The sequence below is a fragment of the Pedobacter nyackensis genome, assembly GCF_032678475.1.
In the GTDB taxonomy this organism is placed as follows: Bacteria; Bacteroidota; Bacteroidia; order Sphingobacteriales; family Sphingobacteriaceae; genus Pedobacter; species Pedobacter nyackensis_A.
In genome coordinates, this window is sequence record NZ_JAVTSF010000006.1 from 406,711 (window position 1) to 429,189 (window position 22,479).

22 protein-coding genes are annotated in these 22,479 nt (G+C 39.9%); 6 read left to right on the top strand and 16 right to left on the bottom strand.

Annotation, left to right across the window (positions count from 1 at the left end; genetic code table 11):
- Nucleotides 1-72: 72 nt before the first annotated feature.
- From R2Q84_RS19670 to R2Q84_RS19720, 11 genes are all read right to left on the bottom strand, one after another.
- A complete protein-coding gene (locus R2Q84_RS19670) occupies nucleotides 73-1,224 on the bottom strand; it encodes a FecR family protein (protein WP_316818307.1) in 1,152 nt (383 codons plus the stop codon).
- Nucleotides 1,225-1,309: 85 nt separating this feature from the next.
- A complete protein-coding gene (locus R2Q84_RS19675; RefSeq protein WP_316818308.1) occupies nucleotides 1,310-1,897 on the bottom strand; it encodes a sigma-70 family RNA polymerase sigma factor in 588 nt (195 codons plus the stop codon).
- 103 nt (nucleotides 1,898-2,000) lie between these two features.
- Entirely contained in the window at nucleotides 2,001-2,870 is an 870-nt protein-coding gene (locus tag R2Q84_RS19680; RefSeq protein WP_316818309.1) for a universal stress protein, read from the bottom strand.
- A gap of 68 nt (nucleotides 2,871-2,938) precedes the next feature.
- Nucleotides 2,939-4,222 (bottom strand): hemolysin family protein, encoded by a 1,284-nt coding sequence (locus R2Q84_RS19685; protein ID WP_316818310.1) that lies wholly within the window; start codon nucleotides 4,220-4,222, stop codon nucleotides 2,939-2,941.
- Between the two features lie 225 nt (nucleotides 4,223-4,447).
- Nucleotides 4,448-5,185, bottom strand: a complete 738-nt coding sequence (locus R2Q84_RS19690; RefSeq protein WP_316818311.1) for a hypothetical protein — start codon at nucleotides 5,183-5,185, stop codon at nucleotides 4,448-4,450.
- A 25-nt stretch (nucleotides 5,186-5,210) separates the two neighbouring features.
- Entirely contained in the window at nucleotides 5,211-5,996 is a 786-nt protein-coding gene (locus R2Q84_RS19695; protein WP_316818312.1) for a hypothetical protein, read from the bottom strand.
- Nucleotides 5,997-6,019: 23 nt separating this feature from the next.
- Complete coding sequence (locus R2Q84_RS19700) at nucleotides 6,020-9,451, bottom strand: TonB-dependent receptor (protein ID WP_316818313.1); 3,432 nt, start codon at nucleotides 9,449-9,451, stop codon at nucleotides 6,020-6,022.
- A 140-nt stretch (nucleotides 9,452-9,591) separates the two neighbouring features.
- Nucleotides 9,592-10,521: a FecR family protein gene (locus R2Q84_RS19705; RefSeq protein ID WP_316818314.1), complete on the bottom strand. Its 930-nt coding sequence runs from the start codon at nucleotides 10,519-10,521 to the stop codon at nucleotides 9,592-9,594.
- A gap of 58 nt (nucleotides 10,522-10,579) precedes the next feature.
- Complete coding sequence (locus tag R2Q84_RS19710; protein ID WP_316818315.1) at nucleotides 10,580-11,179, bottom strand: RNA polymerase sigma factor; 600 nt, start codon at nucleotides 11,177-11,179, stop codon at nucleotides 10,580-10,582.
- Between the two features lie 63 nt (nucleotides 11,180-11,242).
- A complete protein-coding gene (locus tag R2Q84_RS19715; protein ID WP_316818316.1) occupies nucleotides 11,243-11,932 on the bottom strand; it encodes a hypothetical protein in 690 nt (229 codons plus the stop codon).
- 10 nt (nucleotides 11,933-11,942) lie between these two features.
- Nucleotides 11,943-13,835 carry a hypothetical protein gene (locus tag R2Q84_RS19720; RefSeq protein ID WP_316818317.1) on the bottom strand — a complete coding sequence of 631 codons (1,893 nt, stop codon included), beginning with the start codon at nucleotides 13,833-13,835 and terminating at the stop codon, nucleotides 11,943-11,945.
- A 92-nt stretch (nucleotides 13,836-13,927) separates the two neighbouring features.
- Here R2Q84_RS19720 and R2Q84_RS19725 point away from each other — a divergent pair, with 92 nt between their 5' ends.
- Both R2Q84_RS19725 and R2Q84_RS19730 read left to right on the top strand, forming a co-directional pair.
- Nucleotides 13,928-14,344 (top strand): DUF2846 domain-containing protein, encoded by a 417-nt coding sequence (locus R2Q84_RS19725; protein WP_316818318.1) that lies wholly within the window; start codon nucleotides 13,928-13,930, stop codon nucleotides 14,342-14,344.
- A 36-nt stretch (nucleotides 14,345-14,380) separates the two neighbouring features.
- Entirely contained in the window at nucleotides 14,381-15,829 is a 1,449-nt protein-coding gene (locus R2Q84_RS19730) for a sulfatase-like hydrolase/transferase (protein ID WP_316818319.1), read from the top strand.
- Nucleotides 15,830-15,937: 108 nt separating this feature from the next.
- On the opposite strand, the gene R2Q84_RS19735 is transcribed toward R2Q84_RS19730, so the two are convergent.
- From R2Q84_RS19735 to R2Q84_RS19745, 3 genes are all read right to left on the bottom strand, one after another.
- Nucleotides 15,938-16,531, bottom strand: coding sequence for an ester cyclase (locus tag R2Q84_RS19735; RefSeq protein WP_316818320.1), 594 nt, complete (start codon nucleotides 16,529-16,531; stop codon nucleotides 15,938-15,940).
- 115 nt (nucleotides 16,532-16,646) lie between these two features.
- Nucleotides 16,647-17,381 (bottom strand): NAD-dependent epimerase/dehydratase family protein, encoded by a 735-nt coding sequence (locus tag R2Q84_RS19740; protein ID WP_316818321.1) that lies wholly within the window; start codon nucleotides 17,379-17,381, stop codon nucleotides 16,647-16,649.
- Between the two features lie 45 nt (nucleotides 17,382-17,426).
- Complete coding sequence (locus tag R2Q84_RS19745; RefSeq protein ID WP_316818322.1) at nucleotides 17,427-17,594, bottom strand: hypothetical protein; 168 nt, start codon at nucleotides 17,592-17,594, stop codon at nucleotides 17,427-17,429.
- Between the two features lie 238 nt (nucleotides 17,595-17,832).
- On the opposite strand from R2Q84_RS19745, the gene R2Q84_RS19750 reads away from it, so the two are divergent.
- The 3 genes from R2Q84_RS19750 (at nucleotide 17,833) to R2Q84_RS19760 (ending at nucleotide 20,933) form a co-directional block, all read left to right on the top strand.
- Entirely contained in the window at nucleotides 17,833-18,960 is a 1,128-nt protein-coding gene (locus tag R2Q84_RS19750) for an adenylate/guanylate cyclase domain-containing protein (RefSeq protein WP_316818323.1), read from the top strand.
- An 89-nt stretch (nucleotides 18,961-19,049) separates the two neighbouring features.
- Nucleotides 19,050-20,063: an SDR family NAD(P)-dependent oxidoreductase gene (locus R2Q84_RS19755; RefSeq protein WP_316818324.1), complete on the top strand. Its 1,014-nt coding sequence runs from the start codon at nucleotides 19,050-19,052 to the stop codon at nucleotides 20,061-20,063.
- A 66-nt stretch (nucleotides 20,064-20,129) separates the two neighbouring features.
- Entirely contained in the window at nucleotides 20,130-20,933 is an 804-nt protein-coding gene (locus R2Q84_RS19760; RefSeq protein ID WP_316818325.1) for an AraC family transcriptional regulator, read from the top strand.
- A 6-nt stretch (nucleotides 20,934-20,939) separates the two neighbouring features.
- Here R2Q84_RS19760 and R2Q84_RS19765 read toward each other — a convergent pair whose 3' ends face one another.
- Together R2Q84_RS19765 and R2Q84_RS19770 are read right to left on the bottom strand one after the other, a co-directional pair.
- Nucleotides 20,940-21,239 carry an Ada metal-binding domain-containing protein gene (locus R2Q84_RS19765; RefSeq protein ID WP_316818326.1) on the bottom strand — a complete coding sequence of 100 codons (300 nt, stop codon included), beginning with the start codon at nucleotides 21,237-21,239 and terminating at the stop codon, nucleotides 20,940-20,942.
- A 26-nt stretch (nucleotides 21,240-21,265) separates the two neighbouring features.
- Complete coding sequence (locus R2Q84_RS19770) at nucleotides 21,266-21,979, bottom strand: 2OG-Fe(II) oxygenase (RefSeq protein WP_316818327.1); 714 nt, start codon at nucleotides 21,977-21,979, stop codon at nucleotides 21,266-21,268.
- A 130-nt stretch (nucleotides 21,980-22,109) separates the two neighbouring features.
- Here R2Q84_RS19770 and R2Q84_RS19775 point away from each other — a divergent pair, with 130 nt between their 5' ends.
- Nucleotides 22,110-22,475, top strand: a complete 366-nt coding sequence (locus R2Q84_RS19775; RefSeq protein WP_316818328.1) for a VOC family protein — start codon at nucleotides 22,110-22,112, stop codon at nucleotides 22,473-22,475.
- Nucleotides 22,476-22,479: the final 4 nt, after the last annotated feature.

The window sequence follows — 22,479 nt, forward strand, 5'->3', positions numbered from 1 at the left end:
CATTTAGGGATTTCCTTTTAGGTCATAGGCATTAAGTTTCAGATAAAAATTGATTATTATGATGGATATTGATTAGAACTTTAAGTAATAATCCTTGTCCTTTTTTAAATAGGTAAAGGAAGTTCCAAAAGACAATGTCCTCAAAACTTCGTCAACAGAATTACCAAGCTTCAAGGTGCCGGTGTATCGTTCCCGGGTCAGATCTTTGTCGGTATGAAATTCAACAGCATAGTATTTTGACAGTCTTTTGAATACGGCACTTAGGGGCGCTCCTTCAAGCTTCATCAAATTATCTTTCCAGCAGATGAACGTATAGGCATCAACATTCTTAACACTGGAATTTCCATTGACTACAAAAAATCCCTGGTTGGGTTTTAGTATTTCAGATTGATTACTTTCGTGAGTTAAGATCTTAACTGCGCCTTCGCTAAGGACAATAGATTTCTCCAAATCTTCGGAATAAGCATTCACGTTGAACTTTGTTCCCAAGACATGTACACGCATATCCTTTGTATTTACAAAAAATGGTTTCCCCTTATCTTTTGCAACTTCTATGTATATTTCACCGTCTATAAAAATCTCACGTTTATTTGATCCAAAAACTTTAGGATAGATCATTTTACTTCCCGAATTCACCCAAACTATTGTCCCGTCATTAAAGCGCAAACTTGTTCTTTGTCCTTTTGGCACCACTAACTGTAAAAACTCTTCCTGGATTTCAGTAGATTTCAGCAGTTCCTCATCAGCAGCAACAATCCCACCTTTAGCTGTCTGTGATAGCGTTTGATTTCCTGCTATTGAAATATGTGAAGCACCATTAGACAGCATTATTGAATCGGTATTGATATCAATTGCATCCAACAAAGCAAATGCTTTGTCGTTACGTGGTATTGTATTTTCATTTAGCCGCTGGAAAAGTAAAAATCCAAGAACAAATAAAATGCAGGCAGCAGCAGCAAAGAGCCAGCGGTAACCATCGTAACGTTTCCTATTGGAAACGCTATCCATCAATTTATTATAGTCGTAGTCGATCTGGATTTTGGAAACCATCGTCTCTTTTACCCTAAGGTTTCCCAGGAGTACAAAAGCATCCCGAATAACGTTTTCATGCTCCGGAAATTGCATGATAAAAGATTCAAGGCGCCCGTAATCATTTTTACTGGCAATATCAATTAGTTCCGGATCGAATATTAAATACTCAATGGTAAAAACCTGCTTTTTCATGATATATATTTGGTCATTAAATACAGTACAAAAAAAGACTGATTTTGTAATCAGTCTTTTTTACTTTTTTTAATTAACAGTCTTTTTAACTAAATGAAAGACTCTGCAAATACAATAATATCAGATAGCTGTTCGCATTTTCTTTGCGGATACGATCTATGGTGCGGTAGACCAGGTTTCTCGCCGCCTGTTCAGAAATATTCATAATCTGAGAGATCTCATGGTATTCCATTTGATACAAAAAGCGCAAATAGATAATCTCCTTCTGTCTGGGAGTTAGCGGTTTAATTATTTTATCAACCTTTTCTTTAATCTGTGCCTTTTCATCTTTGTTCCAAAAATCGTTTTCAACAGCATATTCGAAATCAAAAGCGATATTATCGAGATCAACCAATTTCTGTTCCCCTTTTATTATATTAATAAAAGCATTACGCATTGAAACCAACAAAAAAGACCTGATGGTAGTTGAGGTAGTAATTATCGAAGGAGTTGTATACAATTTAACAAACATATCATGTATAATATCCCTTGCATGATTTTCATCCATTTGCAACCGAAGACCATAAGCAAAAAGCATAGGATAGTTCTTTTTATAAAAGATAGAAAATGCATGAAGGTCTCCCTCTATAAAAGAATTCCACAGTTCTTGGTTTTCTTCGGTACTATAGGCCATATATTCCTCTTAATCACTAATAAACCAAATATACAATTTAAATCTATTTACACTATAAGTAATGGTTTTTGTGTCATAGTTAAGGATCAATTGAACATCAGTTTCACTTTGGCTTTTCTTCTTTGATCAGTAATAAAGGCAAATGAATATGATAAGCTAACTTTCGGGTCAGGCTGCTGTGAAACAGGTTCTCAAAGAATCCATAAGCCTTTGGCACTGCAATGACCAGGTGCATTTGATGTTCATCTGCAAAATCCATGACTCCTTTGGCAATATCCTCGTTATCCGTATAATGATACTCAGGCTGCTCATTATCCCATAGCTGGTGCAGGTCCGTCATTTCAGATAGCCTGTCAGGATTAAAGCGTTCTTCATTATGATCTACATTTAAAATAGATAGTTTTGCCCCCAATGTACTTACCATACGTTTTATCGCAAGTGCAGGTGTCGTCTTCGAAACTTTCCTTAGATCGCAGGCAAACACAACTCTTTCTATTTTCCTGAATAAGGTATGTTCCGGTACAATCAATAAGGGAATAGTGGCAATCCGGGCAACCCGAATCGTATTGCTTCCAATGAAAGTTCGCTCCAGCCGGCTTTTACCAGCTATCCCCATCACCACAAGCCCTGCGAATTGCTCCTGGTTGTAACTATTGACAATCTCATCCAGAGGCCTTTGGTCTATATGGGTTTCAATAACTATCTTTTCATTTAAGTGGGTCTGCAAGTCATCCTTTAAATTCCTGAGCAGCTTTAAATGTCTTTGATGTTCCTGTTGGGTAAGTCTGATGCTTTGCGAACTCATCTCCATTGTGGTTGGAATGTGTTCAGAGTAACAGATCAGCAAACGCGTGACATTCAACTGTCCGGCTAAAGCGGCAGCATAGTTTGTTGCATTCAATGCTGCACTAGAAAAGTCAGTAAAAATGACTATTGTTCCTGCATTGTTTCCAGGTTCTGCTAAAGTTGCCATGACACAAATTCTTTTTCACACAAAGCTGTATATGAAACAAATAGCAAATAAAAAGGTTTGAAATTACACTAAGTTAAATCGATTTTAGTCATTAATACCTGGTCTATACGTACGCCATCCATATCAACAATCTCGAATTTAAAATTCTCGTATTCAACAACATCCCCTTCATGAGGCATTGCCTTTAGATGATCCATCATAAAGCCGGAGACTGTTGAATAATGTGAAATATTGTTTTCAATGATCTCCCTGTCAAAAAACTGGTTCAGTTCAAATATTGAAGTCCTTCCGTTAAGCAGGTAACTGTTGTCTTCCCTCTGGATAATATAGTTTTTATCCTTTTCATCTTCGTCCGGCAAATCGCCAACAATAGCTTCAATTAAATCATGAAGTGTGATCACCCCTCGAACGCTTCCAAACTCATCTACCACAACTCCCATGTATTGCTTTTTATCTTTGAATAAATTCAGGATCTTAAAAGCCGGGGCGTTCATAATTATATAAATTGGTTTGGTTAAAATCTGGTCAAGATTAAAATCTTCATGGCTGTAATTCTCCAGCAAATCTTTGATGTTAATCACACCTATAGGTTTATCAAGGACACCATCGGCCACTATAAACCTGGAATGGACACTTTCCTTCACCTTGTTGAAGATAACTTCTTTACTCCATTGGTAATTAATCCATTCAACTTCCGAGCTATGGGTCATCAGTGATTTTGCAGTCTTGTCGGTAAAAGAAAAAAGGTTCTGAAAAGCCTCACTTTCTTCATTTTCCAAAACCCCCTGTTTACCGGCAGTTTTCAGCATAAACCTGAGTTCCTCCTCACTGATTTTTTCAGCTTCATTTTCCTTAATCCCCAATAGTTTAAGAATTAAAGAGGTTGAAATAGAAAGTAGTTTTACAAAAGGATAAGTAATTAAAGTAAAGGTCCGGATCACCGGAACGCAGAACAAAGAAATCCGCTCTGAGTTATTCATGGCAATAGTTTTGGGCACCAATTCCCCAACGACAATGGTAAAATAGGTAATCCCCCCAATCACAATGATCAAGGAAACCGTATGCAGGGAATCACCCAGAAAAGTTAGTCCGGAAAGTAAAACGACCATATCATCAGTAAGGGCCGCACCGCCATAAGCACCTGAAATAATGCCGATTAGTGTAATCCCAACCTGAACGGAGGAAAGAAAATTTTCCGGGTTATCCAGCAGTTTAAGAACTGTTTTTGCATTGGCGCTACCCTGAGCAGCAAGATGCTCAATCCTGCTTTTTTTTACTGAGACCAGTGCAATTTCAGATAAAGCAAAGAAGCCGTTCAATAAAGTCAGGATAAATATGATCAGTAGTTCCAAAATAAGGATATTTAGTGTTATCCAAATATACTTAAAATAAATGGTCTGTATTTTTGATCAGGCTGTATCATTAATCTGTTCGTCATCCTGAATTTATTTCAGGATCTCAAATTATGCTATTTAAAACATGTTCAAGAGAGATCCTGAAATAAATTCAGGATGACGAAATGCATAAAAAATAGCATAAACAGATTAATGATACAGCCTGTTGTTAACCCATTTTCATTAATTTAAAATTTTGAACAGACTGGCTACATCTAACTGGTTACTGGCTGGTGTAACAAAATAAGTCTGAACCCTCCCCTTTTCGCCTTTTTTAGGAATATAAAGCGTACCACTGGAAAACTGGCTCATCCATTCGCTATCATTAAAGGCCCATTGATCTTTAGTACCCGCTTTCACGAAATACCATTTATAATTGGTATTCAGATCTGTAAAACCTGTTGTAGTTACATAATCTGAATAAGCCCAGGTGCCAGGCACTACGTTTTTGGCGATGTAAACGATCTCGTTCTCTGCATTCTTCATATAAATATCCACGGGATCATTACTTTCCGGATAATAAACGTAAAAGGCCATTTTATTGGTTGAAGGATCTGCCGCGGGAGCTTTAATATCTAAAGGTGCCCCATCGATAAACACAAAGGGAAAAACACGCTCCAAGCCCCCTGCATTCAGGTCAAGCTGGTTTTGGTATACCTCTTTTCCTGTCACAAGATCTTTGATCTTTAACAGGGCTTGTCCCTTGCTGGAAGGATAAGTGTAAACCATACCAAAATTCAATAAGCTGTTCGCAGCAGTTTTAGACTTGTCATAAACCACCGTATCTATGGTAACCTCTAATTCGCTATTGCCAATGTTATAACCTTTAACTTCGATACTTACTGCCCTGGTAGTAAGTTCATCTTTGTTACAGGCCGCCAGCACCATTACTAACGCAGTAAAAAGCACTAATCTTTTCATATTCATCATGATTTGTTTCATTTTTTTATAGTTCTAACCGGGTAGAGAATCTCATCACATTTCCCATAGGGCTTTCAGAGAAGATGTAAAGCTTGGAAGATGCGGTAGATGATGCAGGCTTTGGTGCATTAGAATTTAATACATTCCAGGTAAAGCTGGTACCATCAACGTAAGGTATATTGGTACCAGCTTTATAAATACGCACGTGAAACGACACTGAGGTCATTACACCATTGTAATCTTGTCGGCCGCCATTAAACGTAGGTATACTTACCGGTGTGCTGAATTCGTAAGGTTTTACGTTTTTCAATCTGCCAAGCTCCTCAAAAACCTGTGGCGTCACATAGTATTTCCCGATCACAAAGTCAACAGGCTCTGTGTAATTGGTCACCGTTGGCTGGAACATATACACCAGGCTGATTTTATCCTTTTCAACAGCGGGTTTATCTGGCATGGGACCGATCTTACCATCCAAATACAGAAAATTCAGCTTGGCACTACCTTCTTCTTTGTTCAATTCTTTTTCCAGCACGAGTTTTCCGGAAACTTGTTCAGTAACGCTAAGCTTGATTTTATTTTCAGTTGATTTGAACAGGTAGGCATTATTTTGTTCAAATCTGGCATTGGGAGATATTCCATCAGGGAAAGTAACATCCCCCAGTTTTGTCACCAGGGTTTCTCCACTGCCATTGTATCCGGTAAGTTTAATCCCGAACAGCTCATCTTTATAGAACTGTTCTGATTTCTTACAGGCGACCAGCGTCAGCAGTATAACGCTCATATAGCCCAGGAATAGTTTATTCGTTTTCATTGCTTTAATGTTTTAAATCTTTATTAAAAATTATAAGATAAGCCCAGACTGAATGATGTACCCACCTTGCGGATCAAAGAATTGATATCGCCTATGCGTTTAACTTTTCCATCGTCTGTTGTTTCAAAATAACCTTCTTCGTATTTATCCGTAAAACCCTCTTTCCATTCGTAAACATCAGACCACAACTTCATCGTCATGCTTTCCGTGCCTGGTTTGACACTATAAGTATTTTTAGAGTTGATGAAGAAACGATAAGGACTGTTCAACAGGTTGCTCATGTTCAGTTTGGCTTCCATTTTTTTGCTTTTCAGCAGTTTATAACTGAGCTGGGCATCCAGCTGGTTACGTGGACGTTCCATTTCCGAATACTGAGGCTGCATACCTACAGTAAAAGTCTTGTAACCAGAATGGTTAAAAGCTACATTGGCACTTAAACGTTCTCCAACATATTGCATGGCAATATTGTACAGTACGGGTACCTGTCCGTATAAAGGGCGCTTCTCGCGCAGGTAAGTCTTGCTTTTATAGACATAAGTTTTATTTTCCTTATCCTGTCCTGCACCCATCGTTTTATAACGGAAGGAACTCGCCTGTACCTCAGAATTTTGCAAGGTCAGGTTACCACTCAGGTACATATTTCCAAGAAACTTCCAGTTATGGTTCATAAAGCCAAGGTTCTTACGTAAATCGAACTCCCAACCAATCACATCTGCATAATCTGAGTTGGCAGTAAGCAGATCTACTGCACCACTTGAATTGGTGATATCCAGGTACATCTCAACAGGATTTTTAAAATGCTTTTTGAAATAACCCGCAGAAATTACCTCGCCTGCAGAAGGATACCATTCCATTCTTAAATCATAATGAGAAATGATGGTAGAAACCACGCCGGTATTGCGCTGTATACGACCATACATATAATTGAAACGGGCGAAACTGGAGTTTTCAATTAAGGCAGGCCTGATGGCCGATTTGGCATAGGACGCACGGATGTTCAAATTGCTGACCGGCGTAATGGTCAGATTTGCAGAAGGCATATATAACCATTTCTTTTCATCCGCACTGCCATCACGGGTCTGGTGCACCAGGTTACCCGTTTCCGGATCTACATAACGTTGTTTCTCCATATTCTGCATTTCAGATTTAGCTACCTTATCTGCAGCGGAATCCTTGATCTTGTCGTACCGGTAATACTCTCCCCTCATTCCCCATACCAGACGCAGCCAGCTGTTGAAACGGTTGTCCAGCATCCCGTACCAGGCCTGGTTATTGTTCTTTCCTGTATAGTTATTGTTATTGAAATCAGAAGGATAATAGAACATATCATGCAATGGGTCATTAAAATTAATATTCCATTGTTGTATCGGTTTGTAGCCGTCGTTAAAACTTGTCGCTACGCCAACAGGTAAAACGCTCCATTCAAAGTCGCCTTTTTTCTCTAAATACTGATAACCGGTTTTAAACACCTGTCCTTGTTTTCCGATATTGAACTTATAGCTTAATGCTGCATCGCCCGTCCAGTTGCTTTCCACATATTTATATGAAGAGCGGCTTAACGGCCCCGGGTTATTCGTAAAATTACCCAACTGATAAACGTAATTGGTACTGTTTAGTATGGTAATAGGTGCCAGGTTTGCATCTACTGCATCTTTTTCATGGTTACCCACACGGTTACGCGCTATCCCCCAATCTAACTTAAACCTTCCAAAAGTATGTTCGGCTGCTACACGGTTCTGCAACAAGTCGATAAATTTAGGGCGGTCGTACTCATTAACTGCCGGATGATCAGTATAGCCTACTTCCTCTCCCCAGCCGGAGATGCGGAAAAACTGGTTGGCAAATACCCGCGAATAAAAATTACGCAGGGTTACCTTATGGTTTTTATCGTTCCAGCCCATATTGAGCAGGGCACCGAAATTCGTAGTAAAATTGTACTGACTGGCTGTTGTCTCTTTGAGTTCCTGATGCGTTTCCGGGTCGTAAAAGTTTTCAGAATTTTTGTTAAAATTACCACGTTCAAAATGAGCAAAGTTGTCTATCGACTGTTCATTCCGGTAGCTTAGTGAACTTACAAAGCCAAAACGACTGTTCTTTAAATTATAACTTCGGCCTAAGCTAAACTGATAATTTTGTCCCGGAGCAGTCTGGTACATACGCGTGCCCAATCTTTCCAGACCACCTATTCTTTTGTTCTGTTCTGCAATCATTTCCGGGGTAATCTTAGGAACTCCCGCAGGTGGTAAAGTAGCGGAGGGATTGGTAGGGATGTAATTTGACTGTGTAAAAATAACCAGGTCCTTCGGAAAATGGTTCCTGCCACGATCATCAAAACCTATATAATCATACTTTCCACGCTCATATCCCAGAAAATCTTTTCCTGTAGTTCCGTTGATGTACTTACTGCCAATGCTTAAAGAAGTGAAATTCTGGTTAGGAATGGCCATCGTATTCATTTGTACCAGTCCGCCACCAAAACCAAAACTCATGTCGGGCGATGCTGTTTTATACACAACTACATTGTCCACCAGGTTATTTGGTATGATATCGAACTCGAAATCACGCACCTGCACATCGGTACTGGGTAAAGCGGCCCCGTCCATCATCGCCATATTGTAGCGTTCGGCAATACCCCTGATTACTACACGCCGGTTATCAGTAGTACTTACTCCCGAAATGCGTTTCAAGGTCTCGCCAATGTTCTTATCCGGCAGTGCTGACATCTGCTCGCGACTGATGCCATTTGAAATACCGGCTTCATTTTTTTGCCGGGTATACAAAGCTTTGATGCTTTCTGTTTTAAAAGTTCCGGTAACGACCACCTGATTTAAGTTGTTGGTAACAGGTTTCAAGACCACATCAAGACTGGTTAATTGCCCTGCTTTTACTTCTATTTCTGTAATGCGTTTGGTTTGAAAAGAGATAAAACTAACTTCCAGTGTATAAAGGCCCGCAGCGAGATTAAACACATAACTGCCATCCACCTTACTTTGGGTACTCTGTCCTGTTTGGATCAGCTTAATATTGGCACCAGGAAGCGGCTCGCCTCGATCATCGATGACTTTCCCCGCAACACGACCGGGTTGTTGCAATGGTACTTTTACGGGTTCATATTTTTTTGTGTATAACACAACGGCACCTCCCTGTTCCTTAAAAGCGACATTACTGTACTGCAACAATTGGTTAAGGATATGCTTTAATTTTTCTTCATGATAATTTGCGGCCTTAACCGATACATTTTTTGCAAGTGAGGGGTCGTAAGCAAACCTTACTTTGGTTTTAGCGCGTAATTGTTCGAGTGCAACAGACAAAGATTGTCCTGCCCTGAACTGTACATCGACTCTTGTCTCAAGCGCCTGCGAACGGGCCTCGTTTGCAAAGAGCGAAGTCATGATATTGATGGAGATGAAATATAGGATCAGTGATATTTTCACACCTAATTTAATTATAGACATTAATTTTTTTTACTTTTATGTGTTTACAAGTTAAACCTGGCGTTGTAATGATCATGACAAGGAAGCTGCAATTTTCTGTCAGTGATCAAGCGCCTAAATACCCGGTATCTATCCAATAGGTACCGGTTTTTTCTAGTAGATTATCTCATCAAGATCACCTCCTTGTCTTTGATTTCATACTGAAGTCCGTGGATTAATTTCAACTGGTCCAGTATAGTTTTAAAGTTGTCATAGCGGTTAAATTGTATGGATACCTTTAATTTTTCCAGTGCTTCCTGCCTGAACCTGACCTCCATTGAAAAGGCATTGCCAAAAGTTTTCGCAAAAGATTTCAGGGGTACATCTTCAAGAATATATTCGCCGTTCAGCCAGTTTTCAGAGGAGTAAGCATTACTATTTTCCAGCTTTACGGCTTCAGTATTACGGTTAAAAGAAAGCTGATGGTTAGGCAACAAAATACCGAGCTGAGCTTTCTGACTGCGAACAGCTACTTTTCCGCTCAGCAGGGCAACATGTATATCAGCCGACAAAGCATCGTTATTAATGATAAACTTTGTTCCCAGTACTTCCGTGGTGATCGGCCCTGTACTCACTAAAAACGGATGTACCGGATCATGGCTCACTTCGAAATAAACCTCCCCGATTTCTAATTTCAGCTGGCGTGTTTGTTGTATGAAAGGCTGTGCAATGGCGATTTTTGAACCAGGTCTTAAATGAACAACAGAACTATCCGGCAACAGGATTTTTTTAAACTCTCCTTTATTGGCCGCATAGCTTTTCCAAGCCTGGGCCATACCGTTTATCGGTGGTGATGCCAGGTAAGCCCGGTAACTGAAGACACTTGCTGTCACCAAAATCACCGCGGCCGCGGCTACATTACGCCAGCGCCTAAATGATCGCTGTTCCTTTAGCTTCCTGCGGATGACAGTCAGCATTTCTTCACCGGTCTGTGTTTTCTCCTCTTCATCCGCGAACGCTTCGAAAGGAATATTGTCGTTGCTCCGGTCAAACCAGGCTTCAGCCTGCAGGTCTGTTTTACGCCTTTGGGCGAATATGTTTTTCTTTGCCATACATAAAGCTCTTCGCAGTGAAAGCCAAAATGTACTTTAAGAAAAAGCTATAGTTATGTTAAATTTTTGTGAACAGAATAACGAGTACCCCGGCAAGATTTGCCGGTTCAGCATAGAATTTGCGTGTCTGGGACCTCAAACGCTCCAATGCTATCGAAATATTGTTCCTTACGGTTTGTTCGGAGAGACATAATTCGGACGCAATTTCCCTGATGGATTTATTTTCGTAGCGGCTCAGCTGAAACGATTGTTTCATATTTACCGGCATCCTTTCGATTTCGCGGTCCAATAAATCCTGTAGTTCCTTCGCCTCAAATTCAGTTGAAGAAGGCGATATCAGTGCTTCGCTATCCTGATACTGCGCTTCCCTTTGTTTTGTACTTACCTGCTTTCTATACCAGGAAATGGCTTGCTTTCTGGCAGCAACATTTAACCAGGGGGCCAATGATCGTTCGGCAATAATCCTGTCCCGGTACAGCCATAGGTTAATGAATATGTCCTGTACAATATCCTTGGTTACCTCTCTGTCGCCGACACGTCTGTAGATCATGCTGTACACTTCCGGCCAATAACGGCCGTAAAGTTCTTCAAAAGCTCTTTGATCACCATTTTTCATGGCAGTAATCAAGTCCTGATCGGTAAGTAATAGTTCGTTCACCCTACAAAAGTACTATCGACCAGATTACCCTTTTGTTAATTTACAGTGAATAAAAAAGGAATTTTATTTTACCTTCCTGTAATTGGAATATTCTGAAAGTGTTTCCATAGGTGCAAGCTGACCGAGAAATTTTACAATCAAATTCAGGTCCTCGCTTTCCGTAAAATAGCGTTTTTCCTGTTCATTCCAGTTAAACTTAACCACAAGATCCAACTTTTCGGCATTGAAGATCTTAATCTTCAATGGCTTTTCATTCAGCGATTGTATTTTTTCAACTTTTTTGGTTTTCAGGTTAATGGTCATGTGTAACCTACAGTCTTTCATAAATTGTGCTTCCTGTGGCATCGAAGCAGGGTCTTGTTTATAACTGATCACCAGATAGTCCGGCGTTTCTTTCTCTACTAAAAATGTGGCTTCATCTATTTTACCTGTTACGGGTTGCCTGCTATGGTTCTTTTTAAATGTCTTGATTTCCGACGCACTCGGCGCTTTACCTTTAACAGAAATTACAGTCCAGCGGTCAGCTTCAGCTTTTGAAGGATCATATTGGGCCAGGGTTACAGTCTCCTTATTCGCGGCAACCGACGTATATTTTAGATCAAAAGCATAATCTTCAGCCGTTTGCTTGTTTTTCGGGTCTAAAACACTTAAATCAATATCATGTTTACTGAATGCGTCCAGGACGGCTTGCTTCTGGGCAAAAGCTGACATTATCAGCGCGTTCAAAAGGAAAATAGTAAGTAGTTTTTTCATATATATTGTTTTAGTTCTTTAACCAGGCATTTTTTAACATGAGCTTTGCAGGATCTTCAAACCTGAACCCCTGACCATCAATGTAATTTAATTTTACCGTCCCTTTTATTTCGATCGGTTTATTGTCACGCAGTATTTTCAATAACACAGGGGCTCCTTCTTCAAGACCATATCCCAGCATCAAACTGGCAGGGCCGTCTTCAGGTACAAAAGGGGAACCATTAAGAGAAATCAACACATCACCATTTTTAAGCCCCAGATTTTGTATAAAGTTATTATTATTGTCCTGTAAATCTATAATGACTTGTTTCTTATCCTGGTCTATATCGATATAGAGCACATCATTTGCCACAAAAACAATAGGTTCTGCTACTGATACAATGGTATCTTTGAGTCCCACCCTTTTTAAATAAGAGGAGTAAACAATCGGCTTGTTACCCGCCACATGATCTGTTAAAAACTTACCCAATTCAGGAAATGTCATATTAGAAATCGTCGACAAAAATGTTTTGTCATCAAATGGCCGGTCTTTACCATATTTCTTTGTCAACTCATCCATCAGCCATAATAATCCTAAGCGACCTTCAGAATGCGCTCTGATCATGATGTCAATGCACATGGCAATAAGTGCACCTTTTTGATAAACATTTGGATACTCTCTTTTCATGGTATCCTGCAACACATTCCGGCTCATCTCCGTAAATGAGAGTGAATCATTATATTGTTCGGATGCTTTAACTTTAGCCGCCATCAGATCGTAAAATTTGTTTTCGTCAATTAATCCTTGATTTACCTGGAACAAATTGGCGAAGTACTCAGTAACCCCTTCGTAAAACCATAGGTGACGGCTCATCTTAGGATTTTGAAAATCGAAATTACCGATCTCTCCGGAGTGCACTTTTAAAGGGGTAACCGTATGAAAGAACTCATGACTGATTACCGAGATCAGGTCGCGCGCATTCATCGTTTGCCGAAATACGGCGGTAGTAGAATTGTTGTGTTCAAGGGCCCCGATCCCTCTGGCATCTCCTTGTGTACTGGTAGTCAGATACGCCAACACGGCATACCTCTTTGTCGTGTTTATATTACCCAAAAAACGCTTCTGGGCGATCATCATCTTTTCCAATGCTGGTTTTAAAGTTTTAGCACTAATCTGCTTCCCCGGAGCATAAAGACTTAGCAATACTTCCATCCCATTGACCTTAAATACAGCTGTATCCGGCTCACTATACATAATTGGATTGTCAACCATATCGGCAAACCGTTCATACTGGAATAAATCTTTTGTTTTCGAAACATTGAGGTCCTCCTTGGCCGTAGCACCGAACAGATCTGCCGGATGACTTACTTCAATTTCGTATGGCAATTGTCCAAAGCCTTCAAAGTATCCGGCAAAACCGCAAAGGTTCATCCAGAATTGCTTACCTGCAACAATGTTTGTACCTGCCGGAGAAAAGATAACTGTTTCCTTTGCATCAAATACCTCAGCGCCTGTTTCAGTATCGAAGGTATCATTGACCAGGTAAGACAAGTGGTCCAGTTTTTTTGCATTGGAAATCAATACTGTATTGGAGTCTGTTCGTTTGATCGGAAGGCTTCTGCCCGAAGCATCATAAGCTTTGATATCTTCTACAAAACGGCCATAGTCTGCGATCGCATAAGTTCCCGGAATTATCCGTGCAAAACGGTAGCTCAATTGATCCTTAGATACCCTGGGCGGCCTTACCTTAACCCTAACCTTGTCATTGGATACACCAACCAGATCAATGTTAACTGCAACAACCTTTTTATCATGATTATGTTGACCTATTACAGTAGCAATGGTACAAAAAGAGAGGAATAGAAATAAAATGACTGATCTGATCAAAGTAGCTTTATGAAAAAGTCCGCTAATAGAAAACATTTTGTTTCCAAAAATAAAAAAAAATGGGGATTTTTGATTTGAAGAGTTAATTTTTCACTATAATTATAACAAGAAGAAACCAACACCATTTTATGAAAAAAATCGTTTTACATCTTTCATTGGGGATGATCTTATTTCTTTCGGGAGCTTTTAAATCACAGGAAACTGGTCAGATTTATTTTATGCGGTCAACCAACAATGTTGGCTCATTACTTGCCTACAGGGTTTATATTGATGATCAGGTTGTTTGTCATTTAAAAAACCAGCGGTATTCAGTTCATAATGTTACCCCGGGTGAACATACGGTTTCCATTAAAGAAGGTGGATTGGGCAGCAAGGGTGTCTCCAGACCAATGAAAATTAAAGTTGAGGCCGGAAAAAGCAATTACATGGTCGTGATCAACGGTAAGGATATTTACATGCAGGAATCAGTCGAATCCTCTGCCCAGGAATTGCTTAAAAGGCTTGCGGCTACCACAGAATGTTTACCGGATAAAAAAGATAAGTAACAGATCAATACATCTGACAGACTTTAAACACCTTAAATGCAAACACACATTATTAAAGCACTTTTTATAAGTCTAATCCTGGCTGCATCAGCAGTTAAAGCCCAGCAGGTAAAGCCTTATAATGTTCTTGTGATTTTGACAGATGACCAACGGTTCAATACGATCAGGGCACTCGGCAATAAAGAAATATATACACCTAATCTTGATCAGCTTGTAAAAGGCGGAACAACATTTACCCAGGCGCATATCATGGGATCGTTGGGAGGTGCTGTTTGTGCACCGAGCAGGGCAATGCTGCTTACGGGGAGATCGGTATTTAAAGTACATCAAGATGGAGGTAATATCCCTCCAAATGAAAAAACCTTCCCTGAGTTGTTCAGAGAAAATGGTTATCGTACCTTTTCAACTGGTAAATGGCACAGTGACCTCCAATCCTTCAATCGCTCTTTTGCAAGCGGGGATAATATATTCTTTGGAGGCATGCACCAGGAAAAGGCAGGCGGACACTGGAAACCTCGTCTAAATCATTACGATCCCGAAGGTCAGTACAAAAATGGATTTCAGGCTGACAAATTCTCTTCAATATGTTATGCTGATGCGGCCATCAATTTCTTAAATCAACCACAGGATACGCCATTTTTAATGTATGTAGCTTTTACTGCACCACATGATCCAAGGACTCCTCCGGAAGAGTTTTTATCGCTGTATGACAAAGATAAAATTTCTTTACCTGGTAATTTCATGCCCCGTCACCCATTTAATAATGGAGAATTGACTGTTCGTGACGAACAATTACTGCCGGTGCCACGTAATCCTGATAGTGTAAAACAGGAAATTGCCAAATACTATGCGATGATTACGGAAGTAGATCATGAAATAGGAAGAATAATGGAGGCGCTGCGTAAAACTGGCCAGATTGATCATACGATTATTGTATTGGCCGGTGACAACGGTCTTGCTGTTGGCCAGCATGGTTTACTGGGTAAACAAAACCTATATGATCATTCTATGCGTGTACCTTTGATTTTTAGCGGGCCAGGCATTCCGGTTAATAAGCAAACAGATGCATTGTGTTATCTTACAGATGTCTTTCCTACACTGTGTAAAATAAGCAATCTACCACTACCGGAAACGGTGAACGGCAGGCCGTTAAATGATGCTTTTACAAAAAATAAATTCGCTGGCCGGGACCGGTTATTTCTGACCTATTCCAATCTTCAGCGTGCGATAATCAAAGACAACAAGAAACTGATCTTATATAATGTTGATGGAGACCATCCTGTGCAACTGTTCGACTTATCGAAGGACCCACTGGAGATCAATAACCTGGCAGGTCATAAAAATCAGCAGCAGACGGTAAGGTCTTTGACAACTTTATTGGGCAATGAGATGCGTGCTTACGGAGATTTCTGTGATCTCTCGAAAGATAACTGGGGATATCCGGGAAGCTTAAAATGGAAGGATGCTTTTCTTATCAATCCGTAATTAAAAGACAAATGCAGCTAAAATTCAAGTGACCGATCAAAGTCGGCCACTTGACGATGTCCTGGCACAATTCATGTTTGTGCCAGGACAATATGGCTCTTGTCGATATTATTTCCCCAGGCCAAGCTGGTTCATATAGGTTTGGTTGTCCCAGAATAAATACTCTTCGCTCATCGTTCCGTCTTCTTTCCAGATGCCAACTGTACACATCGGAATTTTGAAAGATTTACCGGTAGGCTGAATAAACTTTCCGTCACCTATGGGCATAGGTTTGGTAAATGTCCCCTCCATAATTCCCGTCACAGCTGTCATGTTACCAGAACCGATTTTTATGGGATGTACACTAATCCTTGTATCAGGCGCATACACAAACATCGCTTCCATATCCTGAATATGTTTTTCAAGCCCATTCGTTACGTGGCCATCAGGGAAGTGCACGATTACATCTTTCGCATGGCTTTCGTGAAAACGGGCCCAATCCCTTCTGCTAAACACATTAAAGTCAAGTGTATCAAAAGTTGCAAGATTTTTTGCAATCATTGCATTACCTGCCGTCAACTTTGCAATTTCTTTCCTTAGAGAGTCGATTTCTGTTTTGCTCACAGAACTTCTATCATTTTGGTTGTTGCAGCTTGTGAGTATCATTGCTACGACTACAAGAATCGAGGCAACAACATTAATTTTGGTCATTGCTTTTTTCATGGGAGTATAATTTTGTTTGATTGAAAACACTTACTCCTATTAATATGTTTAACAAAATTTATTAAAGCTGAAAGAAAATTCCTATTCTATGGCATCTCAATCAAGAGTTCGATGCTTAGTGTTCATTAAGGCTATCAATTTTCTGTTCCGCCTTTATTTGCTCCATCCCTTCTCTAAACGTCGTTATCATAAATTCAGGAAAGCGCTTCTTGAACTTCGAGACGTCGAATATATTATCGTGGGCATATCTTGGTAAAAGCTCTTGTAGCTCACGTAAACGTTTGCTGAAGACAACACCAATTTTCAGGATAAATTTTGGGATCACATGATATTCCAATTTTCTCCCATAAACTTCCGATGCCAATGTGATAAATCCTTTGTACGACATCCTGTTTTCGTCTACAGGCAAGTGCCAGGTTTGCCCGTAAGCATCAGGTACATTACCTATCAAAGCAGTTGCCCTGCTCGCGTCTGGCGTCCATATTAAGCTTCTCAGTTTACGGTCACTCAGAAGAACTTTTAGTTTTTTATTCTCCTTAATAGCATCGAAAATAAAGGCATTAGTGATACTCTGTGTCTTACCAGGGCCATAAAATTCCGGGGCACGGCAAATCACCGCCTCAATCTGGCCAGTTTCCATTTCCCCTAAGAGCATTTCAGCGAGGTCCTTCCTTACTGATCCTTTTCTGCCTACTGGGGCAAACGGACTTTGTTCGGTCAATACGTTATCATTTTGCGGATACATGTAAGTATTGTCAAAAAACACCAGTTTGGTACCGTATTTCTTACAAGCATCTATCACATTCCGCATGATTACCGGAAACTGCTCCTCCCACATTTTGCTGTTCATTGGAAGGCCCAGGGTAAAATAGGCGATACTACTGCCCTTTACCGCTTAATCCGCCTTTTCCCTGTCGAGAAGGTTGGCTGCAAACAGCGTATCGGTATCATTAACCTTTTTGGGATTTCTGCTTACCAGCCTGATGTCCGTAGTATAATTCCGTTTTAGCTCCCTTGCAAGTTCTTCTGCGATCTGCCCATTGGCACCAAGTATCGTTTGCATATGCACTATATTATTTTTTTCATTTGTTCCGTGGCTACCCTTGCCAAACTTTATTAAACCTTATTAATGCTCCTAAAACTACAAAAAATACCAACACTATGTTCCTCGTAGAAAGCTGACATAAATCCATTCTGGGTTATCTGAAATGTAAATGAATTGCATTATCTTGTATAAGTGTTTTGTTTATCCTCATCAATTCTAAACAAAGCAAAATTTGATTTAAAAAGGCCTGAATAAGATGTCCAAAAAATGGGATTACACAAGTACAGCACAAAAATTCTCTGCTAAGTTTCCCGTTCTAAGTTATTTGGGCATACAAATCAATTTCTGGATTATAGCCAGTGTTTTTCTGAGCATCCTCCTGCATTTACAAGCGCTTTCAATTAGTGAAACTTCCCAACTCAACTCTCCAGCCAGATTTAACAACACCCTGGCATTGTCTGTAATGTTTGGATTCTTTTATGGTATTATACTTGGTTTAACCGACCAATACCTCGATAAGAACCTTCACGAAAAGCATTCTATGGGCAGAATAATTCTAGTCAAATCTACGATCTCCCTCCTTCTTATTGTACTTACATTGATTTTGATCAGATATACTTTCTTTGATTTCTTTATTGCAGCCTCAACCTTTGGAGACAACCTGAAGGAAAACGATAAATCATGGAGATACCTTTTTTATATTCTGGCGATCTACTATTTCGTTATGACATTGATCATAAGTTTTATCAACCAGGTAAACAGGAAATATGGCCCGGGTGTTTTAGTTCCCTTATTACTTGGAAAGTATAAGTATCCAAAGGAAGAAGAACGGATTTTTATGTTTATGGATTTAAAATCATCCACAACTATAGCAGAAAAGCTGGGACACCTAAAGTACAGCTCATTTATCAGAGATAGTTTCATGGACATCAACCAAATTCTTTTAAAGTTTAATGCAGAAGTTTACCAATATGTGGGGGATGAAATTGTGGTAACCTGGAGGGTACCTGATGGACTGAGAAAGCTGTCCTGCATTCGGTTTTTCTTTGGTTGTGAAAAACAGTTTCAGGACAGAACCCAATACTATATGGCAAACTACGGGTTTCTACCCCACTTTAAAGCGGGCCTCCATATGGGGAAAGTCACAGTTGTAGAAATTGGCGACATCAAAAGAGATATTGCTTATCATGGTGACACTTTAAATACTGCTTCAAGAATTCAGAGCCTATGTAATGAACATCATAAAAACTTTCTGATTTCAGCATACATGTTAGCATCCTTAGAACCAAACGATCATATCAGAACTGAACCTATTGGCATGATTCTGTTAAGAGGTAAATCAACAAAGGTGGGAATTCTCAGTGTCGAAGGTATTGGAACCTGACACGCTCAACAAAATTAATTGACATGCTGAACAAACCGCTCTGCTCCGCATCCACCTAAATTTGTTCTATACATTTAATCATAAACAAAATGGAGAAGAACAATTATCAGGGTGCTTTACAACACCCAATAGGGTCAGGATTTAACGCCACCTCAACAGCAACTGAAGTGATCAAAGGCATTGACCTGAGTGGAAAAATCGCTATTGTAACAGGTGGTAATACAGGCATTGGTCTGGAAACAACGAAAGTACTTGCAGGAGCAGGCGCAACAGTTATTGTTCCTGCCAGGAATATTGAAAAAGCTAAGAAAAATTTAGAGGGCCTTCCAGGTATAGAAATCGAAGCAATGGATCTGACCAGGCCTGAAAGCATTGATGCCTTTGCTGAAAAATTCCTTGATTCAGGCAGAGCATTGCATCTGCTAATCAATAATGCCGGTATCATGTGGGTACCTTTGCAAAGAGATAGTCGTGGGATCGAATCACAACTAGCTACCAATTATCTGGGACAGTATCAGCTCGTAGCAAAGTTGTGGCCCGCACTTAAAAAAGCCAATGGAGCAAGAGTAGTTAATGTGTCTTCCTACGGTCACCAGATGGCATCTTTTGATTTCGAAGACCCCAATTTCGAGCACAGGGAATATCAGACACTTTTGGGATATGGACAGTCAAAAACAGCAAGTAACCTATTTGCCCTTGAATTGGATAATCGTGCCAAATCATATAACGTACGGGCATACTCATTGCATCCTGGCTCAATTGCGGGTACAGAACTGGCCAGAGATGCAGATATGGAACTGTTCAGGGAAATGGGCTTTTTGGATGAGCATGGCAATATGCGTCCGGAAATCCTTGCCAGTCTGAAAACTATTCCTCAGGGTGCTGCTACTACAGTATGGTGTGCAACCAGTCGGCTGCTCAATAATATCGGCGGAGTATATTGTGAGGATGGTGATATTGCAGAATTAGACCTCGGAAATTTTGGAACAGATAATGGCCTGGGAACGCGGGGTGTACAAGCCTATTCACTAGATGAAAGCAATGCTAAAAAACTTTGGGATCTTAGCAGGGAGATGACAGGCATCTCATTCGAGGACATTTAAGGATAGCAACATTTTTTAGCAGTTGGGTTTTACGGAAATCGATCTGAAATAAATAACTTTATTACAATGGACCATATATCTAAATATTTAACGAAAGACATTAAGCTTTCAAGCTATGAAGATAGACTGTTTAAATCAGACCTGATGTTTGATGATCATATGCTGGTTTGGTTCATTTCAGGCGAAACAAAAATTATACAGGCAGACGCTACTTATTATTTTAAAACCGGTGATATTTTCCTGATTCCAAGGAACCAACTCGCAACGATCATTAATTATCCAAAAAATGGTTTACCTCATAAAACAGTAGTTATGCATTTATCTACGGAACGGTTAAAGAAGTTTTATGAAAAAATTGACCTGAGGAAAAAAATACCGCCTGAACAAAAAATATATAGTTTCCATAATCATCCACTTCTGGAAAGCTGCCTGGCTTCCCTTGTACCCTATTTTAATATAGAAGGAGAATTTCCGGAAAGCCTTGCCAGTTTAAAGATTGACGAAGCGATCAATATTTTACGGATAATTGAACCCGGAGTTGATAGCGTATTAGCCAGCTTTGATGCTCCGGGCAAGATTGATTTAGTCAATTTTATGCAGCGAAATTTCATGTTCAATATGTCATTGGAGAAATTAGGTTATTTAACCGGACGTAGTTTATCAACGTTTAACAGGGATTTTAAGAAACTTTTCCATACAAGCCCTCAAAAATGGTTAACAAATAAAAGACTTGAACTTGCCTACTATCATCTGGCTGAAAAAAGAAAAAAACCAAGTGAAGTTTACCTTGAAGTAGGTTTTGAAGACCTTTCCCACTTTTCTTTCGTTTTCAAGAAGAAATATGGAATATCGCCAAATCAGCTTTCTTAAATTTGCTCAAACCATAAACCCTTCGTAATTGTTTAATTTGATGTTGGCGGTTCCCCTTTTCCATTGCCCGTATTTTTCTTTCATACAATGACCACATGGTCTGTATCCGTTAGTCAATGCCTCTGCTTCATCTTTGAAGAAAACCCGGTTTTCGACTTTCATCCTTTTGCCAGATGAACAAGTAAGCATCCCGTATATCTTTGCTTTCCTGTAACCACCAAACATAATATCACCATTACGAATCAAAAAGCCGACAGCCTTCCTTCTGTCTTTATCGGCTGCTCCTAAATCTATATGGTTTATCATGATTATGAAGTGTTTAAGACTGTAAATTAGCTTAGGGCATCATGAAATATGATGCCCATACTATGTCTGCAGCCATCGTGGAGCGGACTAACACCATGCTTCATGTTTACGCGGTAGTAACCTTTTGTTCCCTTCGCAGGGCGAAAGTTTGTAGTAAGGATAATCATATCCCCACGATCAGGCTTTAATACATTTGCTTTGGATTGCGCACGGGGTATTTGTTCGGTTACTACAAATTCGCCTCCGGTATAATCCTTATCGATCTGATCAAGCATAAAAACCATTTGCATCGGAAAATAGACTTCACCGTATAAATCCTGATGCAACGTATTAAAGCCTCCCGTACCATATTTTAAGATAAGGACTGTCGGTTTTTCCTGCCCGTGTTCTTTGCAAAGATTTCTCATTGCTACATGTGTGGCAGGGAATTTCTTATCGATATTCAGCTCCTGCATCCACCTATTGGCAACCGGAGCTATTTCAGCATATACTTTTTCCCGCAATGTGGTAATCAGTTCGGGCAGCGGGTACTGAAAATATTTATACTCACCCTGACCGAAACGATAACGTTCCATGTTAATTGTTTTGCGATAGGTATCTTCTGCATCATATTCAGTGATCAATGCATCACACTCTATTTTGTTCAGTATATCCCGAACAATAACGAAGCCCTTATCGTGTAATTCCTTTGTGACTGCCTGCCAGTCTATAGCAGTCAATCGCGTTTCTATATCTTCCATAGTAATAATTTGTAATGGGATAAAATTAGCTTTAGAGCCTTGGGTAGAAAATCCGAAATTTGCGTTCTTTGTAAATAATTGAGTGAAGTATAATTTTATATTTGTAATTAATGGATTAAAACTAAGACTCATGAAAGCATTCAGTTCAGCCACCGTTATCCACGTCAGCGATTTTTATAGTTCCGTTGATTATTATACTAATGTCCTAGGCTTCACCTTTGATTTCGAGTTCGGAGAATATGCAGGACTGTTTATCGACGAAGTCTTCATTCACATCAGCGGCTCGGGAAATCCCGGCCGAAAAAAACCGATCGGAAGTGCGCACCTCTGCATAGATATAGACAACGTGAACGATTATTATCAACGGCTGAGTTCAAACGGAGCCATCATATCGGTCCCCCTTGAAGACCGCGTTTACGGTATGCGGGATTTCGCAGTAGATGACCCTGACGGAAATACCCTGGTATTTGGACAAGCTATCGCCCCAGCCAATTAAATGG

What these genes read in the sequence shown, in the direction of transcription:
- R2Q84_RS19670 (WP_316818307.1), bottom strand. Translation starts at nt 1,224, where the DNA reads ATGAAAAAGCAGGTTTTTACCATTGAGTATTTAATATTCGATCCGGAA.
- R2Q84_RS19675 (WP_316818308.1), bottom strand. Translation starts at nt 1,897, where the DNA reads ATGGCCTATAGTACCGAAGAAAACCAAGAACTGTGGAATTCTTTTATA.
- R2Q84_RS19680 (WP_316818309.1), bottom strand. Translation starts at nt 2,870, where the DNA reads ATGGCAACTTTAGCAGAACCTGGAAACAATGCAGGAACAATAGTCATT.
- R2Q84_RS19690 (WP_316818311.1), bottom strand. Translation starts at nt 5,185, where the DNA reads ATGAAAAGATTAGTGCTTTTTACTGCGTTAGTAATGGTGCTGGCGGCC.
- R2Q84_RS19695 (WP_316818312.1), bottom strand. Translation starts at nt 5,996, where the DNA reads ATGAAAACGAATAAACTATTCCTGGGCTATATGAGCGTTATACTGCTG.
- R2Q84_RS19700 (WP_316818313.1), bottom strand. Translation starts at nt 9,451, where the DNA reads ATGTCTATAATTAAATTAGGTGTGAAAATATCACTGATCCTATATTTC.
- R2Q84_RS19705 (WP_316818314.1), bottom strand. Translation starts at nt 10,521, where the DNA reads ATGGCAAAGAAAAACATATTCGCCCAAAGGCGTAAAACAGACCTGCAG.
- R2Q84_RS19715 (WP_316818316.1), bottom strand. Translation starts at nt 11,932, where the DNA reads ATGAAAAAACTACTTACTATTTTCCTTTTGAACGCGCTGATAATGTCA.
- R2Q84_RS19720 (WP_316818317.1), bottom strand. Translation starts at nt 13,835, where the DNA reads ATGTTTTCTATTAGCGGACTTTTTCATAAAGCTACTTTGATCAGATCA.
- R2Q84_RS19725 (WP_316818318.1), top strand. Translation starts at nt 13,928, where the DNA reads ATGAAAAAAATCGTTTTACATCTTTCATTGGGGATGATCTTATTTCTT.
- R2Q84_RS19730 (WP_316818319.1), top strand. Translation starts at nt 14,381, where the DNA reads ATGCAAACACACATTATTAAAGCACTTTTTATAAGTCTAATCCTGGCT.
- R2Q84_RS19735 (WP_316818320.1), bottom strand. Translation starts at nt 16,531, where the DNA reads ATGAAAAAAGCAATGACCAAAATTAATGTTGTTGCCTCGATTCTTGTA.
- R2Q84_RS19740 (WP_316818321.1), bottom strand. Translation starts at nt 17,381, where the DNA reads ATGAACAGCAAAATGTGGGAGGAGCAGTTTCCGGTAATCATGCGGAAT.
- R2Q84_RS19745 (WP_316818322.1), bottom strand. Translation starts at nt 17,594, where the DNA reads ATGCAAACGATACTTGGTGCCAATGGGCAGATCGCAGAAGAACTTGCA.
- R2Q84_RS19750 (WP_316818323.1), top strand. Translation starts at nt 17,833, where the DNA reads ATGTCCAAAAAATGGGATTACACAAGTACAGCACAAAAATTCTCTGCT.
- R2Q84_RS19755 (WP_316818324.1), top strand. Translation starts at nt 19,050, where the DNA reads ATGGAGAAGAACAATTATCAGGGTGCTTTACAACACCCAATAGGGTCA.
- R2Q84_RS19760 (WP_316818325.1), top strand. Translation starts at nt 20,130, where the DNA reads ATGGACCATATATCTAAATATTTAACGAAAGACATTAAGCTTTCAAGC.
- R2Q84_RS19765 (WP_316818326.1), bottom strand. Translation starts at nt 21,239, where the DNA reads ATGATAAACCATATAGATTTAGGAGCAGCCGATAAAGACAGAAGGAAG.
- R2Q84_RS19770 (WP_316818327.1), bottom strand. Translation starts at nt 21,979, where the DNA reads ATGGAAGATATAGAAACGCGATTGACTGCTATAGACTGGCAGGCAGTC.
- R2Q84_RS19775 (WP_316818328.1), top strand. Translation starts at nt 22,110, where the DNA reads ATGAAAGCATTCAGTTCAGCCACCGTTATCCACGTCAGCGATTTTTAT.